Genomic DNA, 15,891 nt, shown 5'->3' with positions numbered 1-15,891 from the left:
AGTAGCCCAATAGAATTCTGTGGTGCAGAATCTTCCAGCCCGCAAGAAACCGGCCTATTCCATTGAGGCCGTGGACAACGCCCTGCAACTCCTTCAGCTCTTGCGCGACGGCGGCAGCCTCCGGCTCAAGGATGCGGCTGAGGAGTTGGGTGTTGCCCCCTCCACCGCCCACCGCCTGCTGGCCATGCTGGTGTACCGGGGGTTCGCCGTCCAGGACGAGACCCGTAAGTACGTACCTGGACCGGCCATGGGAGTTGGTCCGGCCGGACTCAGTTGGACCCGTCTGCTGCGCACGGTGGCGCAGCCGCACATGGAACTCCTGAGCGGGCGGATCAACGAGACCGTCAATCTCATGGTTCGCGTGGGTACCAAGGTGAGGTTCCTTGCCACGGTTGAGGGCACCAACGCCTTACGCGTGGGCGATAGGCAAGGAACCGTGCTGCCCGCCAACAAGGCCTCGGGAGGCAAAGCTCTGCTGGCCGAGCTGGAGCCCGCCATGATTGAGCAATTGTTCCGCAGCCACAATGCGGAAATCGGCGGGGACAGCATTCCCGACGCTGAATATCCGGCCTTTCTCCGCGAGCTGGAGACCATTCGGAACAACGGATTTGCCGCCAACTTCGAGGGCACCGAGGAAGGTATCAGCGCCCTGGGGGTGGCCCTTCACAACAAGGACGGCGTCGCGGTGGGTGCGCTGAGCGTGGCGACGCCTGTGGCAAGGTTCCGCAAGCTGTTCGATGCTGGACTCGTGGGCATCATGCGGGAAACGCAGCGCCAATTGGAGATCGACATTGCAGCCAATCCGGCGGAGCCCCAGCCGTAGCCCACCCAACTAGCTCGCAGTTAATGTCGTTTTGAGGGCCCAAAACGACACTTACTGCCAGTCAGTTGGGCCAAAAGATTCTGGCTAGCAGAATATGTTGGAGATCACTTCGCGGTCTCTCTAGGGTCGGGAGTACGCCTAAACCGTTCCGTACTCCCGAGGAGGCCCACTGTGTCCATCAGCGCCGATAGCACAACGCACGAATCTGTTGCCGCCGCGCATGCGGTTCCGGAGCCGACGCCGGAGGAAGCTGCCCAGCTTGCGCAGTTGTACCGCGACTTCGAAGCCGGGAACCTGATTCCGCTGTGGACCGAGATCGCTGACCTCATGCCGATGGTGCCGTCTCCGAAGGCAGTGCCTCATGTGTGGCGTTGGAACGACTTGTACCCGCTAGCCGCCCGCGCCGGGGACCTGGTGCCCGTGGGCCGCGGTGGGGAACGCCGTGCTATTGCGCTCGCCAACCCGGGCCTTGCTGGTACCCCTTATGCCACACCTACTCTGTGGGCCGCCATCCAGTATCTGGGCGCGCATGAAACAGCCCCGGAGCACCGTCACTCGCAGAACGCGTTCCGCTTCGTCGTCGAGGGCGAAGGCGTCTGGACTGTGGTGAACGGGGATCCGGTGGCCATGCGCCGCGGCGACTTCCTCCTGACCCCGGGCTGGAACTTCCACGGACACCACAACGACACAGATCAGCCGATGGCTTGGATCGACGGACTGGACATCCCGTTTGTGCACTACGCGGACGCCGGGTTCTTCGAGTTCGGAACCGAACGGGTCACGGATGAGGCCACCCCGGACATCTCCCGCTCCGAGCGCCTATGGGCCCACCCGGGACTGCGTCCGCTCTCCGGACTGGATGACACCACCAACTCGCCAATCGCGGCCTACCGCTGGGAGCACACCGACGCCGCCCTGCGCGAGCAGTTGCTGCTCGAGGATGAAGGCCACCCGGCCACGGTCAGCCAGGGCCACGCCGCCGTGCGCTACACCAACCCGACCACGGGCGGGGATGTCATGCCGACCATCCGGGCGGAGTTCCACCGGTTGCGTGCCGGCGCCTCGACCGAGCCGTTGCGCGAGGTTGGCTCCAGCGTTTGGCAGGTTTTCGAAGGGACCGGCACCGTGGTGTTGAACGGGGAAACCAAGTTCCTGGAAAAGGGCGACCTGTTCGTGGTCCCGTCCTGGGCCTTGTGGTCCCTTGAGGCTGAGAGCGAGTTCGATCTGTTCCACTTCAGTGATGCCCCCATTTTCGAACGACTGAACTTCAACCGCACGTACATCGAAGGACGCAACAAATGAAACTCCTGACACTCCGCACCGGCGCTGGTAAAGGTACCGTGGCCGTCCGCCAGGACGGCGACACCTTGACCGAGATCGACGGGTTCTCCGACGTCGGCGCCCTCCTGCAGGATCCCGCCTGGGCGGCCATCGCGGAGGCGGCCAGCGGCGCAACGCACGCGTACGACGGCGCGGACCTCGCCGCCGTCGTGCCCTCACCAGGGAAGATCATCTGCGTGGGGCACAACTACCGCAACCACATCAAGGAGATGGGCCGGGACATCCCCGAGTACCCCACCCTGTTCGCGAAGTATCAGGAATCGCTGATTGGTCCCAACGACGATCTGGCGCTGCCTCAGGAATCGGACACGGTTGACTGGGAGGCCGAGCTCGCTGTCGTGATCGGCAAGAAGGGGCGGCGCATCAGCGAAGCCGACGCGGCGGACCACATCGCAGGGTACTCGGTGCTGAACGACATCAGCATGCGCGATTACCAGTTCCGCACCGTCCAGTGGCTCCAAGGCAAGACCTGGGAGAAGTCGACGCCGTTCGGGCCGGCACTGGTCACCAAGGACGAGTTCACCGTCGGGCCACTGATGGCCTCCGCGGTGGACGGCGAGATCCAGCAGCAGACCCCCACCGGGGATCTCGTGTTCACCCCGGAATTCCTGGTGTCCTACATCTCCACCATCATCACGCTGAACCCGGGCGACGTCATCGCGACCGGCACCCCGGGAGGGGTGGGCCACGCCCAAAACCCGAAGCGCTACCTCCAGGAAGGCCAGGTCCTGGCCACCACCATTGAAGGCTTGGGCAAGCTGACGAACCGCGTGGTCAAGGAAGCCTGATGGTTGCCCGCCAGGACCTCACCACCGATCCGGGCCTGCAGGAACAATTGCTGCAGGCCCGGCGGGGGACCGCGTTCTTCGCCCGGAAGCTCAACGAACTCTCCGACGCGGAGCTCGACGGCGGTTCACTTCTGCCGGCGTGGACCCGCCGCCACGTTGTAGCACACGTCGGCTACAACGCCCGGGCCATCGCGCGCCTCGTTGAGTGGGCCGGGACCGGGGTGGAGACTCCCATGTATCCCTCTGTCTCGGTGCGGGATGAGGAGATCAACTTCGGCGCCACCCTGTCTCCCATAGCGTTGCGGAACCTCTTTGACCACTCCGCCGTGCACCTGAGCGTGGAATGGCGGGACCTGCCCGAGGACGCCTGGAGTCACGAAGTCCGCACCGCCCAAGGCCGTATCGTTCCGGCGTCTGAGACCGTCTGGATGCGGACCCGCGAGGTCTGGGTGCATGCCGTGGACCTCGACAACGGAGCGTCGTTTGCTGACGTCCCGGCTCTTGTCCTGGAACGGTTGCTTCGCGATATCACCGGTGCGTGGGCCGCCCGCGGCACCGATAAGGGCCTCCTCGTCAAGGTCACGGGCACGGACCTTGTCTTCGGCGACCCGGACGCTGCCGTCGTGGTCGCCGGCCCGCTGGCCGGCGTCGCGCAATGGGCTACCGGGCGGGGGACCGACGGCGTGACTGCGGGCGCTGGGCCGGTGCCTGCGGCACCCAAGTGGATCTGACGGCGTCGGGCACAAAGAAGGTTGGCACAGCTCCCGGCTTCTTCACCGGAAGAACTGCACCAACCGCTTGTATGACTATTCAGGTTTAGCTGTAGATCCTACCCATTGGCGGCTCCTGTAATCCCGGGCTAACTCAATCCGGGCTTGTGAATAGGCCTATTTTGCGTCGTCCGCCAGATGCCGTGAAAACATCCAGCCGGCGGCAGCCATCAGAATGCCCAGAACCATGAACGTCCAGTTGTCGAGAGCGTTCAGCGACAGGAAGTTGGCCGCCGAATCAACCCCGACACTCAGTCCGTACACACTGAGCACGATGTACAAGGCACCGAAGCTCATCAGGATATTGCGTGCGCTATGGCCGCCCGAGCGGGACATCGCCCAGCTGGTTCCACCGATGGCCAACTGCACAATGTTGAGCAGCAGGGACACTTGGAACACACCCAGGAGCATTGCGTGCGAATTTGGCCCGAAGAACTGCAATTCCCCGTACCGCATGGTGATGCCCGGAATGAATCCGAGAAGGCCCACCAGCGCCATCAGAATACCTACACCCATGCCGATGTTCTGGATGTCCGTGCGTCCGAAGTGAACACCGTGCGCATGTGGGGTTGCGGTAGTCATTATGCCCTCCATCCACCTATTGCGAACACTCCAATTTTACGTCTGCTTTATCCAAAAAGCGCTTCGAACGGTGGGGACGCGGCCCCTTGAACAGCCCTGACGCTCGATCACCTTAGGGGCGTTTTCCCCCGACGCTCGCTCACTTCTGGGGCGCTTTCGGGCAACCCTCCTGCACTTGTACGACGGCGGCACGGCGGATGTGCAGGAGCGTCTGGCTTTCGGGCGTCATAGGTGAGCGAGCGTTGGAGGTTTGGCGGGATCTGCGGGTGGCTGCCGGGGGAGCGAGGCACACCGTGGCACGATAGGACACGATGAAACTGCGCGCTGATCAGACCGGTAACCGTGGCCTGCCCATGCCCTTGTGGCTGCAGGGTGCCCTTGAGTCGGCCCAGGCCGCCATCATCTCGGCGCTCGTGGTGGTCCTGCCGCTCGTCGCCGTCTGGGCAACTGACGGATTCCAGAACCGCAGCATCGACTTCCTGGCACGACTGGCCGGCCAAACCTGGCTGCTGGTTCAGGGCGTGCCTCTGCAGCTTGCCACGGTGAACCTAGGTACCGCTGGACTGCCCGGCTCCGGGATGCTGTCCCTCATCCCGCTCGGGCTGACCCTGGTGCCCTTCCTTCTTGCGTGGCGCGCCGGGCGCCGCTTGGCCAGGGCGTCTTACACGGACCAGCTTTGGCAGGCGTTCTTCGGTGCGCTCCTTGTCTACGGGGCATTCGGTTCGGCTACGGGCTTCATCTGCCGCACCCAGGACGTGGTCATCAACATCTGGTTCGCCGCGTTCATACCGCTTATTCCGTTCGGTCTCGGCATGGTGGTAGGAGCCAGGCGCGAGTCCGGCTCATGGAGCAGATTGATTGGCGTTGACGCCGTGGATTGGCTTGCGCGCGCCAGCCAACATTCCCGGTGGGCCGGATCCTACTTTGGCTCCGCGATCAAGGCCGGGTTCGTGGCGATCATGGCAGCACTCACCCTTGCTGCCCTGCTGCTCGCCGTCGTCCTTGTGGTGCACTGGACGGATATCATCGCCGTGTACGAGGGCCTGAAAGCCGGTGCTCTGGGCGGTGGCGTTTTGACCATCGCCCAGCTCGGCTACCTGCCCAATCTCGCAGTGTTCACCTTGGCTTGGTCCTCCGGCGCTGGGTTCTCCCTCGGCGTCGGCTCACACGCCGGTCCACTGGGTACCGCCGTCGGGCCTTTGCCCGCCATCCCGATCTTCGGCGCGCTGCCCACCGGGCATCTCGACCTTGGGGCAGCGGCCCTTGGCCTTCCGGTGCTCGCCGGGCTGCTGGCAGGCTGGTGGTTCCTGCGCGAGGGGGAGAACCACTTCGACGAATGGCTCTCCATCAAGATCAAAGCGCGTTGGTTCACGGCGCCTGTTTCCACGCTGTTCCTGGGCGCGCTCGTCGGAGCTGTCGCCGGAGCCTTCGCCGGGGGACTGGCCTGGCTGGCGCGAGGTTCTGCGGGAATCGGGCGCCTCACCGAGGTCGGCCCGGATCCGCTGTGGACGGCCGTCTGGATCGCCGCAGAGGTGGCGATCGGCGTCGTGATCGGCTATTCGGTGGGGCCATGGCTGGAACGGCGGCAGAAACTCCGCGAGGCGGACCTTGACGCTTCCGTGTACGACGGCGACCACAGCTAAGCTGCCCGGCTCGCCTTAGCTTGCGTCCGGGTTAGCGCAGCCCGGAAGGAACCGACTTCTGGAAGTCCACCTGGCAGGAGTCTTGGGCTTGGATGGTCAGCGCGGTCCGCGCGCAGTCCTGCAAGGTGCGGATCTGTTGGAAAAAGACGACAGCCGTCAGAACCAGCAGGCACATAATGGCCGTGACTACCAGCCCGGAGATGGTGCCGAACAGTACCAGCCGGGACTGCTTGAACCTGATGGTCCGGACAAGGACCACCACGCCAAGTATCCCCGCGATGACCGTGAGGATGCCACTGAGCCAGACGTAGCTGATGTTCAGGACGTAGACGAAGACGGCGCCGAGCACCGTTAGCAGGAATGACCTGAAAAGCGTTTGGGTAACTGCAAGCGCTGATTTGGCAGCCTCGCTCTGTGGATGCTGCTGAGGGCTGGGTCCAACGCCGGAATTCATGTTTTCCAGCCTACGCGAGCCACCCATAAGCTAGTGCAATGCGCATTGTTGTCCTCGTCTCCGGCACCGGTTCCAATCTCCAAGCAGTTATCGATGCCGTGAAGGCAGGCGAGCTTGACGTTGAGATCGCAGCCGTTGGTGCCGACAGGCCGGGTACCTACGGTGTGGAACGCTCCGCGGAGGCCGGACTCGAGACCTTCGTGGTGGACTTCAAGGACTACGCAGACCGGGCAGACTGGAACGCCGCGCTCACCAAGGCGGTTGCCTCGTACAACCCCGATGTGGTGGTTTCCTCGGGGTTCATGCGGATTGTCAGCCCGGAATTCATCGATGCCTTCGATGGCAAGTACCTCAACACGCACCCCGCACTGCTACCCGCCTTTCCCGGCGCCCACGGAGTCCGCGATGCCATGGCCTATGGGGTGAAGGTCACGGGCTGTACTGTCCACTGGGCCGACGCCGGCGTGGACACTGGGCCCATCATCGCCCAGGAGGCGGTCGAAATCGCCGCGGACGACACCGAAGACACCTTGCACGAACGCATCAAGGTGGTGGAGCGCAGGCTCCTGGTCCGGACCCTCGCAGAACTCGCGGCCGGGAAACACGCCTAAGTCCTGGGCACTCCGGGGGGACATGCCCACCGTTGTCTGCCAGGAATGGACATGCGCCCAGGTTCCCATGGGACATGTCCACCGTTGGCCGCGGCGGAGGGACATATTACTGCTATGTCCATCCGTAGCCCCGGACAGGGGGCATGCTCAGTCGAGGTCGAGCTGCTTGGTTTCCGGTGCAAAGAACGCCATCCACAGCACGGACAGAACAATCAGCCCGCCGGCCAAGGCAAAGGACGTGGCCAGGCCAAACTCGGGCCAGAAATACGAGGCGAACACGAGCGGACCAATGCCTGCTCCGATCCGCGAAAAGGTGGACGCCCAGCCAAAACCGGAGCCCCGAAGCTCGGTGGGGTAGAGCTCGGACACGTAGGTGTAGAGCACTGGGATGGCCACCTGGACAACGAAGCCAAACGCCAGCAGCCAGAACACCGCCGCGTCGGGAATGTCCACCACCAATGAAACGATCACCAGGGTCAATGCCGACAACGGACCGGTAATGGCAAGGATCCACTTGCGGCCTACCCGCTCCACGAGCACCGCGGCAACCACCACGCCCAGGAGTCCGACGGCGGCCATCCCGGCTGTCGTCACGAACGCCTTGTACTCCTCGAATCCGGCGCCGATCAGAATCCGCGGCATCCACGTCAAGCTCAAGTAGTAGACCAGAAGGATGCTGAAAAACAGAGCCCAGGCCGCCGTCGTGATCTTCCAATTGAACTGCCAAAGGCGGCGTAACTGTTGCCATGCGCTGCCGGCCGAGAGGCGCGGCGCGTCCTGGGGTGCGGGCAGGCTGTAGGCGTGGGGTTCGGCGCCGGTGGCCGCAACAAGGCGGTCGATGACCTCGGCGGCCTCTTGGCGCCGGCCCTTGCGGATGAGGAAGAGGGGCGATTCCGGCACGCTCCGCCTGACCCAGAAGACCAGGAGGGCAGGCAAGACCATCACGAGCATGGTCAGGCGCCAGTCCGCGAAGGCGGCAACGAGCCCGGCCGAAATGAAGCCGCACAGGGCGGCGCCCACGGGCCACCAACCATCCATGGCGGTGAGCACTTTGCCACGTTGTTTCCGTGGCGTGAATTCACCCACCAGGGCATAGTCAACGGGAATGCAGCCGCCCAGCCCGAAACCGGCCATGAAACGGAAGACGCAGAACCAAACGATGTCCGGGGCGAAAGCTCCCAGCACCGTAAAGATGGCGAAGATCAGGAGGGTAGCGGTGAATGCCTTCTTACGCCCGATCGTGTCCGCGATGGTGCCCCAGGCGAAGGCGCCTAAGGCCATGCCGATCAGGTTGGCGGTGCCGATCCACCCGGCGTCGCCGGGTTGCAGCGACCAGTGTTTGGAAAGCAGTGGAATGAGAATGCCGTTGAGGGTGACGTCCCAGGCATCGAACATGAAGCCGAGGCCGCCGATCAGGAAAATCCGGCCCTGGACCTTCCACCGCCATGGAAGCTCCTGAACCACCTGCTCGCCGCTCGGGACGGTTGTATAAGTATTCATTTCCCCTCCTGCGGAAAACTCTATCCGTGGTTCTGGATCGCCTTTCGCAGGAAGCCCCCGGCCTCGTCCAAAGCACTCTTCGCTTGCCCGGGGTCGATGCCCGTCAGCACCACCAGGATGGCCGCCTTGACGGAACCACCCACGGAATTCAAGGCGCGAATCGCCGTCTCCGCGTCCACGCCCGTGGCATGTTGAATGGTCCGCTGGGACCTCGCGAGCAGTTTGTTGTTGGTGGCGCGCAGGTCCACCATGAGGTTGCCGTAGGTCTTGCCGAGCTTGACCATGGCGAGCGTGCTGATCATGTTGAGGACCAGTTTTTGCGCCGTGCCGGCTTTCAGCCGAGTGGAACCGGCAACGAACTCGGGACCGACCACCACGTCGATCGCCACGTCCGCCAGCTTGCTGATGGGTGAATCATGATTGCAGGCGAGCGACGCGGTGAACGCCCCGCGGCTGCGCGCTTCTTCGAGGGCGCCGATCACGTATGGCGTGCGTCCCGAAGCAGAAATCCCGACGACGGCGTCCGCCTCGGTCACGCCGATATCGTGCAGGTCGCGGGCTCCGGCCGTGGCGTTGTCCTCGGCGTATTCCACCGGTTTCTGGATAGCCTGGGTGCCGCCAGCGATGATCCCGACGACGAGTCCCGGGGGAGTGCCGAAGGTGGGAGGGCATTCGCTCGCGTCCAATACCCCGAGCCGCCCGGCCGTTCCGGCACCGACGTAGAGCAACCGGCCGCCGCGGGCGAGGCGTTCCGCTACGGCGTCGACCACCGCGGCGATTTGCTCGCTGGCTTGCTCGACGGCGGCCGGGACCCCGCGGTTCTGCTCGTTCATGGCTGCGACGAGCTCGGCCGTGCCCATCGTGTCCAATTCGCTGAGCGCGGGCGACGCTGCCTCGGTCTGCAGGCCTGCGAGCTCGGAGCGGAGTTCCGCGAACCCCTCGCCACTGAGGGAATCTGCGTCAGATTGTTCCGTCACGGTGGATGTACCTTTCCTGAAGGAGCCCGCGGCGGTTCGCAGCGAGGGCAGCACCGTCCATTCCATCGCCGAGCGCCGCAACCACTTCAATCCCAGCCGACGCGAGCGCGTTGTGCAAGAGCCCGCCGAAGAACTTCGATTTCACGACGCCGCCAAGAAGGGCCACCCGCTTCGTGTCGCCCGAAGCGAGGGAGACGGTGTTCACGAGAAGCCTGCACGCTTCGTCCACAATGTCGCGTGCGACGGCGTCCCCCGCCTCCGCCTCACGCAGCACCACGGGCGTGAAGCGCGCCATCGTCCGGGCCGGGTTATCGGACTCGGCGAGCCACGCCGGGAGCTGCTCGGGCGAGCCAACCAGTGCCGCGGCCGCATCGAGCAACGAAGTGGCCGGTCCGCCGTCGTGCGCTTGCAGTGCGGCCTGCAGGCCCCACTGTCCGATCCAGCGGCCGCTTCCTCGATCGCCCAACAACGGTCCCCAACCGTCGGCGCGGTGGAGGGTTCCGGCGTCGTCAAAGCGGAAGGCAACGGCCCCGGTGCCCACAATCAACACCGTCCCGGGAGCGCCGTTCAGGGCGCCAAGCTGGGCCGCAGTGGCATCGGAGAGGACCGCGGCAGGGACTTTGAAGCCTTCGGAAAGCAGGACGGCGAGTTCCTGGGAGTTCGCCGCGGAGGCCTCCACCCCGGCCACAGCGGCGCCGATTCCCCGCAAGGAACCAGTTGGAAGCCCTCCGGGCAGCATGGCCGCAGTGTCCGCGAGCAGCTCGAAGGCGAACCGGGCTCCGTTGTCCATGCCCAAACCGGGGAAGCCTTGCTGCTCCGCCGAGCCCAACACCTCATCGCCCTGCCTGAGTTCAACCCGGCATCGGCTCTTGCCGACGTCGGCCACTAAAATCACTTGCGCGGATTCCATGGCCCAACCTTATGTTGCGGGCGGCGGCACGTCTGAAAAAAACGAACAGGAGCCACAACACGATAAACTCGTCCATATCCCCAGCAACCGCGGAATCCCGCGATATAAGACGGAGACTTTTGTGAGCTTGACGCAGCCTGACCGTGTTCCCATCCGCCGTGCACTGATCTCGGTTTACGACAAAACCGGGCTGGAGGAGCTCGCGAAGGGCCTGCACGCAGCAGGAGTCGCCATCGTCTCCACCGGCTCCACCGCGAAGAGGATTGCCGCAGCCGGTATTCCGGTCAAGGAAGTCGAAGAAGTCACCGGGTCCCCGGAGATGCTCGATGGCCGCGTCAAGACCCTGCACCCGCGCGTGCACGGTGGCATCCTGGCCGACCGCCGGGTTCCTGCCCACATGGAAACGCTCGCCAAGATGGAGATTGAGCCGTTCGACCTGGTGGTGGTCAACCTCTACCCGTTCGTGGAGACCGTCCGCTCCGGCGCAGCCCAGGACGACGTGGTCGAGCAGATCGACATCGGAGGCCCCGCCATGGTGCGTTCGGCCGCCAAGAATCATGCCGCCGTCGCGATCGTGGTTGACCCGTCCTTTTATGGTTCGGTCGTGGAAGCCGCCGCTGCGGGTGGCTTCGACCTGAAGACCCGCCGCCGTCTCGCCGCGAAGGCATTTGCGCACACCGCAGCGTATGACACCGCCGTTGCCACCTGGACCGCCAGCCAGTTCCTCGACGAAGACGGCGACGGCGTCATCGACTGGCCCGCCTACGCCGGCCTGGCCCTGGAACGCTCGGAGGTGCTGCGCTATGGCGAGAACCCGCACCAGCAGGCAGCCCTCTACGTGGACAAGGCCGCGCCCGCTGGTATCGCCCAGGCCGACCAGCTGCACGGCAAGGCCATGAGCTACAACAACTTCGTCGACGCCGATGCAGCCCTCCGCGCCGCGTTCGACTTTTCCGAGCCGGCTGTCGCCATCATCAAGCACGCCAACCCCTGCGGCGTGGCGGTCGGTTCTGCGGATGCCGCCGACCCCATCGCAGACGCCCACGCCAAGGCCCACGCGTGCGATCCGGTCTCCGCTTTCGGCGGGGTTATCGCTGCCAACAGCATTGTCACCGCGGGAATGGCCCAAACCGTCGCCGGAATCTTCACAGAGGTTGTCATCGCTCCGGGCTTCGAGCCGGAAGCCGTTGAAATCCTGTCCAAGAAGAAGAACATCCGCCTTCTGGCACTGCCGGACGGCTACGGCCGCTACCCGACGGAGATCCGCCAGGTCTCGGGCGGCGTCCTCGTCCAGCAAGCCGACAAGGTGGACGCCGACGGCGACAACCCGGCCAACTGGACCCTTGCCGCCGGTGCTGCTGCTGACGACGCCACGCTGGCCGACCTCGCGTTCGCGTGGACCGCGTGCCGCGCCGCCAAGTCCAACGCGATCCTCCTCGCCAACAACGGTGCAGCTGTCGGCATCGGCATGGGCCAGGTCAACCGCCTGGATTCCTGCAAGCTGGCCGTCGAGCGCGCCAACACGTTGGGCGTTCAGGTGGAGTCCGACGTCGACGGCGCCGGCGGTGCCTCTGGTCCGTCGACAACAGAGGCGAGCGGCGCACCCGAGCGCGCCCGCGGTGCCGTGGCTGCTTCCGACGCGTTCTTCCCGTTCGCCGATGGCCTGCAGATCCTGATCGACGCCGGCGTCCGCGCCGTCGTGCAGCCTGGCGGTTCAGTTCGCGACGACGAGGTCATTGCCGCGGCCAACGCTGCCGGGATCACGATGTACTTCACGGGTGCACGCCACTTCTTCCACTAAGTCCACTCGCTCCACCAAAAAATGGACATGCCCTCCCTTGCCGGGAGGACATGTCCATTTTTTGTGGTTGGGACTGGGCAAAATGGCTACATGTCCAGTGCTGAGAGCTAGCGGGGGACATGTCCGTGGCTACGGTGCCGTGAGCTCTAGGATGTGGACGCCAGCTCGTAGGCATCCCGGATGACGGAGCCCCAATAGGGCCCGTAAATTATCGATGGTCCACCCAGATAGCCATAACTCGTGATGGAGTTTTGGAAGGAGTCGTCCTCAGAGTCGACCATCCACGGGCCTCCAGATGATCCTCCGGTCATATCGCACGGGATTCCCTGCGCCCTGAACTGTGGATTGATGGGATCCTTGGTGGCGTCACCCGAGCAACTTTTCAACGATTGGCCGTCAAACGGCGGGGCGGCAGGGTAGCCAAACGCCTGGTAACTCAGGCCCCGGTCAATGTTGAACTCGACCCCGGACGCGCCAACGACGTCGGCCAGGTGCTTGCCGTTCACCGTGGCAGTGACCGCGAAGCCGGTGTCATAGCGGATATCGCCAGCTGTGCGCCACTGAGTGGTGGTGTAAAGGGCTTTTGCTGGCCAGATGCCGTAAGGAGCCTTGCCGTTGAGATAAGCCGGAACGAAAACAAAGTTCCGGACGAACGCGCCAGGACCCTCGTTGACACAGTGGCCCGCGGTCGCCACTGTGCTGTCGTTATCCGATACGACGGCGTTGCCGGAGCAAACGTAGGCGAAGGCTCCCATGGTGAAGAAGACCTTGCCGACGTGGTCAATGGGGTCTTCGTTTTGGTGAAGGCTCGGGACGCCACCCTTGGCGCTAGCGATTTTCACGGGCGGTCCGGATTCGACGGTGCCGTTGATCGCCCCGGAGGCTGCGGCCCGTGCGAGGGCTTTCCCTGCGAGGACATCGCCCGGAATTGCCGTTCGCATCCGCTCTGGAGTCCAGTACCCGGTGGGGTCGGTGTTTGTTGATGCCAGGCCGACGAGCTGCGGCGTCCCAGTCGCTGCGAAGCTCGAAACCGCACTAAAAGGCGTTGCGGCTGCCGCCCCTCCAGCGGCACAGAGGGTCAAAACGGCGGAGGTAAGAAGGCTCAGGAGACCGGTGATGGGGAGTGATTTCTTTGTCATGATTGTCCTGCCAATCGATGATGTAGCCATCTGATCTCGGCCACAGTTGACCCATTGAACCTACTCCGATTCAGCCTGTTGGTACATAAGGTTTGGCTGCTTATGACGTTGCGTCGACGCCGCGAAGCCATGCCAGTAGGCGCCAATACGGTGCCCTCGGGTAAGTTAGAGATGTTGAAATCTGCAGACTTTCAGGGAGATGCCCCGCCAATGGCAAAGATTATCTATACCCATACTGATGAAGCGCCGATGCTGGCGACTTACTCGTTCCTGCCGATTGTGGAAGCTTTCGCCTCGACGGCTGGTGTGGAGGTCGAGACACGCGACATCTCGCTGGCTGGCCGAATCATCGCAGTCTTCGGTGACTACCTGACTGAAGATCAGCGGATCAGCGACGCACTGGCTGAACTGGGTGAACTGGCAAAGAAGCCCGAAGCCAACATCATCAAGCTCCCCAACATCAGCGCTTCCGTTCCCCAGCTCAAGGCAGCTATTGCCGAACTGCAGGGCCAGGGCTACGCGCTACCGGACTACCCGGACAACCCTTCCTCTGACGAAGAGACGGACATCCGGTCCCGTTACGACAAGATCAAGGGCTCGGCCGTCAACCCTGTCCTGCGTGAAGGCAACTCGGACCGCCGCGCGCCCCTGTCGGTGAAGAACTACGCTCGCCAGAACCCGCACTCCATGGGTGCCTGGAGCGCCGACTCCAAGACCAACGTCGCCCACATGACGGCGAACGACTTCCGCTCCAACGAGAAGTCCGTGGTCATCCCCGCCGATGACACCATCAAGATCCAGATCGTCCGCGAAGACGGCACGGTCAAGGTCCTCAAGCCGGCCTTCCCCGTCCTCGGCGGCGAAGTGGTGGACGGCACCGTGCTGCGCGCCGCGGCCTTGGACGAGTTCCTGGCCGCCCAGGTGATCCGCGCCAAGGAAGAAGGCGTGCTGTTCTCCGCGCACCTGAAGGCCACCATGATGAAAATCTCCGACCCCATCATCTTCGGCCATGTCGTCAAGGCATACTTCTCCGAGCTGTTCGACACCTACGGCAAGCAGATCGCAGCTGCCGGACTGAGCGCGAACAACGGCTTGGCTTCCATCCTCAACGGCCTCGACGAACTCCCCGAAGACGTCCGCGAAGGTATCAAGGCGGCCATCAAGAAGGGCTTGGAAGACGGCCCGGCGCTGGCCATGGTCGATTCTGACAAGGGCATCACCAACCTTCACGTACCCAGCGACATCATTGTTGACGCTTCGATGCCGGCAATGATCCGCAGCTCCGGCCACATGTGGGGACCGGACGGCAAGGAAGCCGATACCCTCGCCGTCATCCCGGACAGCTGCTATGCAGACGTCTACCAGGTTGTCATCGATGATTGCCGTGCCCACGGCGCTTTCGATCCCACCACCATGGGTACGGTTCCGAACGTCGGCCTCATGGCCCAGGCGGCCGAGGAATACGGCAGCCACAACAAGACCTTCGAAGTCGAGTATGCCGGGACTATTCAGGTTGTGGACTCCTCCGGAAGCGTGCTGATTGAGCACCAGGTCTCCCCGGGCGACATCTGGCGCGCTTGCCAGACCAAGGACGTGCCGATCCGCGACTGGGTCAAGCTGGCCGTCACGCGTGCCCGCGCGTCCAAGATGCCGGCTGTTTTCTGGCTCGACGAAACCCGCGCCCACGACGCCCAGCTGATCGGCAAGGTCAGGGAATACCTGAAGGACCACGATACCGAGGGCCTGCAGATCGAAATCATGTCCCCGGAGAAGGCCACCGCGTTCACGGTGGAACGTATTCGCAAGGGCGAGGACACCATCTCCGTGACCGGCAATGTGCTCCGCGACTACCTCACGGACCTGTTCCCGATCCTCGAACTCGGCACTAGTGCCAAGATGCTCTCCGTGGTTCCGTTGATCAATGGTGGCGGCCTTTTCGAGACCGGTGCCGGTGGATCTGCCCCGAAGCACGTTCAGCAACTCTTGCAGGAAAACCACCTGCGCTGGGACAGCCTGGGCGAATTCCTTGCGCTTGCAGTCAGCTTCGAGCACCTTGCCACCACCACCGGCAACGCCCGTGCACAGGTCCTCGCCGACACGCTTGACCGGGCAACTGGGACGTTCCTGCTCGACAACAAGTCCCCGAAGCGCAGGGTCGGCGAACTCGACAACCGAGGCAGCCACTACTACCTCGCCAAGTACTGGGCCCAGGAACTGGCGCAGCAGAGCGACGACGCCGAGCTCGCCGCGGCGTTCTCCGCCGTTGCCGAGGCCTTGGCGTCCAATGAGGAAACCATCATCGCCGAGTTGCTCAGCGTCCAGGGCTCGCCCGCCGACGTCGGGGGCTACTACCGCCCCGACGCCGCGAAGGCCGAGGCCGTGATGCGTCCCTCCGCAAAGCTGAACGAGGTAGTCGCCACGCTGAACTAGCGTCGGCCCTCACCCAACTGGCTCGCAGTTGTTGTCGTTTAGAGAGGGCAAAGTCATATGGTCGTAGCAACGCTCTGATTGATGGAGCGTTTTATGGTCAGGTCATTTCCTCAGAGTGCCCG

General features: G+C 63.8%; 14 protein-coding genes. 8 read left to right on the top strand and 6 right to left on the bottom strand.

Annotated elements, in window-relative coordinates; all coding sequences use genetic code 11:
* Nucleotides 1–22: 22 nt before the first annotated feature.
* The 4 genes from OOZ51_RS20535 (at nucleotide 23) to OOZ51_RS20520 (ending at nucleotide 3,683) form a co-directional block, all read left to right on the top strand.
* A complete protein-coding gene (locus OOZ51_RS20535; RefSeq protein WP_265981714.1) occupies nucleotides 23–823 on the top strand; it encodes an IclR family transcriptional regulator in 801 nt (266 codons plus the stop codon).
* 171 nt (nucleotides 824–994) lie between these two features.
* Nucleotides 995–2,125, top strand: a complete 1,131-nt coding sequence (locus tag OOZ51_RS20530; RefSeq protein WP_265981712.1) for a cupin domain-containing protein — start codon at nucleotides 995–997, stop codon at nucleotides 2,123–2,125.
* The gene (locus OOZ51_RS20525) at nucleotides 2,122–2,952 is read left to right on the top strand and encodes a fumarylacetoacetate hydrolase family protein (protein ID WP_265981711.1); all 831 of its coding nucleotides are present in this window, start codon (nucleotides 2,122–2,124) and stop codon (nucleotides 2,950–2,952) included. Before OOZ51_RS20530 ends, OOZ51_RS20525 begins: the two co-directional genes overlap by 4 nt.
* Nucleotides 2,952–3,683 (top strand): maleylpyruvate isomerase family mycothiol-dependent enzyme, encoded by a 732-nt coding sequence (locus OOZ51_RS20520; protein ID WP_265981710.1) that lies wholly within the window; start codon nucleotides 2,952–2,954, stop codon nucleotides 3,681–3,683. The genes OOZ51_RS20525 and OOZ51_RS20520 overlap by 1 nt, the downstream gene beginning before the upstream one ends.
* Before the next feature lie 156 nt (nucleotides 3,684–3,839).
* On the opposite strand, the gene OOZ51_RS20515 is transcribed toward OOZ51_RS20520, so the two are convergent.
* Nucleotides 3,840–4,304, bottom strand: a complete 465-nt coding sequence (locus OOZ51_RS20515) for a DUF4383 domain-containing protein (RefSeq protein WP_265981708.1) — start codon at nucleotides 4,302–4,304, stop codon at nucleotides 3,840–3,842.
* A 311-nt stretch (nucleotides 4,305–4,615) separates the two neighbouring features.
* Between OOZ51_RS20515 and OOZ51_RS20510 the strand changes: the two genes are divergently transcribed.
* Complete coding sequence (locus OOZ51_RS20510) at nucleotides 4,616–5,947, top strand: cell division protein PerM (protein WP_265981707.1); 1,332 nt, start codon at nucleotides 4,616–4,618, stop codon at nucleotides 5,945–5,947.
* A gap of 31 nt (nucleotides 5,948–5,978) precedes the next feature.
* Here OOZ51_RS20510 and OOZ51_RS20505 read toward each other — a convergent pair whose 3' ends face one another.
* Entirely contained in the window at nucleotides 5,979–6,401 is a 423-nt protein-coding gene (locus OOZ51_RS20505) for a hypothetical protein (RefSeq protein WP_265981706.1), read from the bottom strand.
* A 38-nt stretch (nucleotides 6,402–6,439) separates the two neighbouring features.
* On the opposite strand from OOZ51_RS20505, the gene purN reads away from it, so the two are divergent.
* Nucleotides 6,440–7,012 carry a phosphoribosylglycinamide formyltransferase gene (purN, locus tag OOZ51_RS20500; RefSeq protein WP_265981702.1) on the top strand — a complete coding sequence of 191 codons (573 nt, stop codon included), beginning with the start codon at nucleotides 6,440–6,442 and terminating at the stop codon, nucleotides 7,010–7,012.
* A gap of 147 nt (nucleotides 7,013–7,159) precedes the next feature.
* Here purN and OOZ51_RS20495 read toward each other — a convergent pair whose 3' ends face one another.
* From OOZ51_RS20495 to OOZ51_RS20485, 3 genes are read right to left on the bottom strand one after another with little or no spacing between them, the layout of a single operon-like run.
* Entirely contained in the window at nucleotides 7,160–8,512 is a 1,353-nt protein-coding gene (locus tag OOZ51_RS20495) for an MFS transporter (RefSeq protein ID WP_265981698.1), read from the bottom strand.
* A 20-nt stretch (nucleotides 8,513–8,532) separates the two neighbouring features.
* Nucleotides 8,533–9,489 carry an N-acetylmuramic acid 6-phosphate etherase gene (gene murQ / locus OOZ51_RS20490; protein WP_265981697.1) on the bottom strand — a complete coding sequence of 319 codons (957 nt, stop codon included), beginning with the start codon at nucleotides 9,487–9,489 and terminating at the stop codon, nucleotides 8,533–8,535.
* Entirely contained in the window at nucleotides 9,473–10,399 is a 927-nt protein-coding gene (locus tag OOZ51_RS20485) for an N-acetylglucosamine kinase (RefSeq protein WP_265981696.1), read from the bottom strand. The genes murQ and OOZ51_RS20485 overlap by 17 nt, the downstream gene beginning before the upstream one ends.
* A gap of 121 nt (nucleotides 10,400–10,520) precedes the next feature.
* Between OOZ51_RS20485 and purH the strand changes: the two genes are divergently transcribed.
* Nucleotides 10,521–12,200: a bifunctional phosphoribosylaminoimidazolecarboxamide formyltransferase/IMP cyclohydrolase gene (gene purH / locus OOZ51_RS20480; protein WP_265981694.1), complete on the top strand. Its 1,680-nt coding sequence runs from the start codon at nucleotides 10,521–10,523 to the stop codon at nucleotides 12,198–12,200.
* Between the two features lie 146 nt (nucleotides 12,201–12,346).
* Here the strand turns inward: purH and OOZ51_RS20475 are convergent, their stop codons facing one another.
* On the bottom strand, nucleotides 12,347–13,339 hold the full coding sequence (locus tag OOZ51_RS20475) for a trypsin-like serine peptidase (protein ID WP_265981693.1): 993 nt from the start codon (nucleotides 13,337–13,339) through the stop codon (nucleotides 12,347–12,349).
* A gap of 210 nt (nucleotides 13,340–13,549) precedes the next feature.
* Here OOZ51_RS20475 and OOZ51_RS20470 point away from each other — a divergent pair, with 210 nt between their 5' ends.
* Nucleotides 13,550–15,769 (top strand): NADP-dependent isocitrate dehydrogenase, encoded by a 2,220-nt coding sequence (locus OOZ51_RS20470; protein WP_265981692.1) that lies wholly within the window; start codon nucleotides 13,550–13,552, stop codon nucleotides 15,767–15,769.
* Nucleotides 15,770–15,891 lie beyond the last annotated feature (122 nt).

The organism is Arthrobacter rhizophilus (genome assembly GCF_026241105.1).
In the GTDB taxonomy this organism is placed as follows: domain Bacteria; phylum Actinomycetota; class Actinomycetes; order Actinomycetales; family Micrococcaceae; genus Arthrobacter.
Note: the sequence above shows the minus strand (reverse complement) of the source record. Positions and strands in the feature narration are given on the sequence as shown.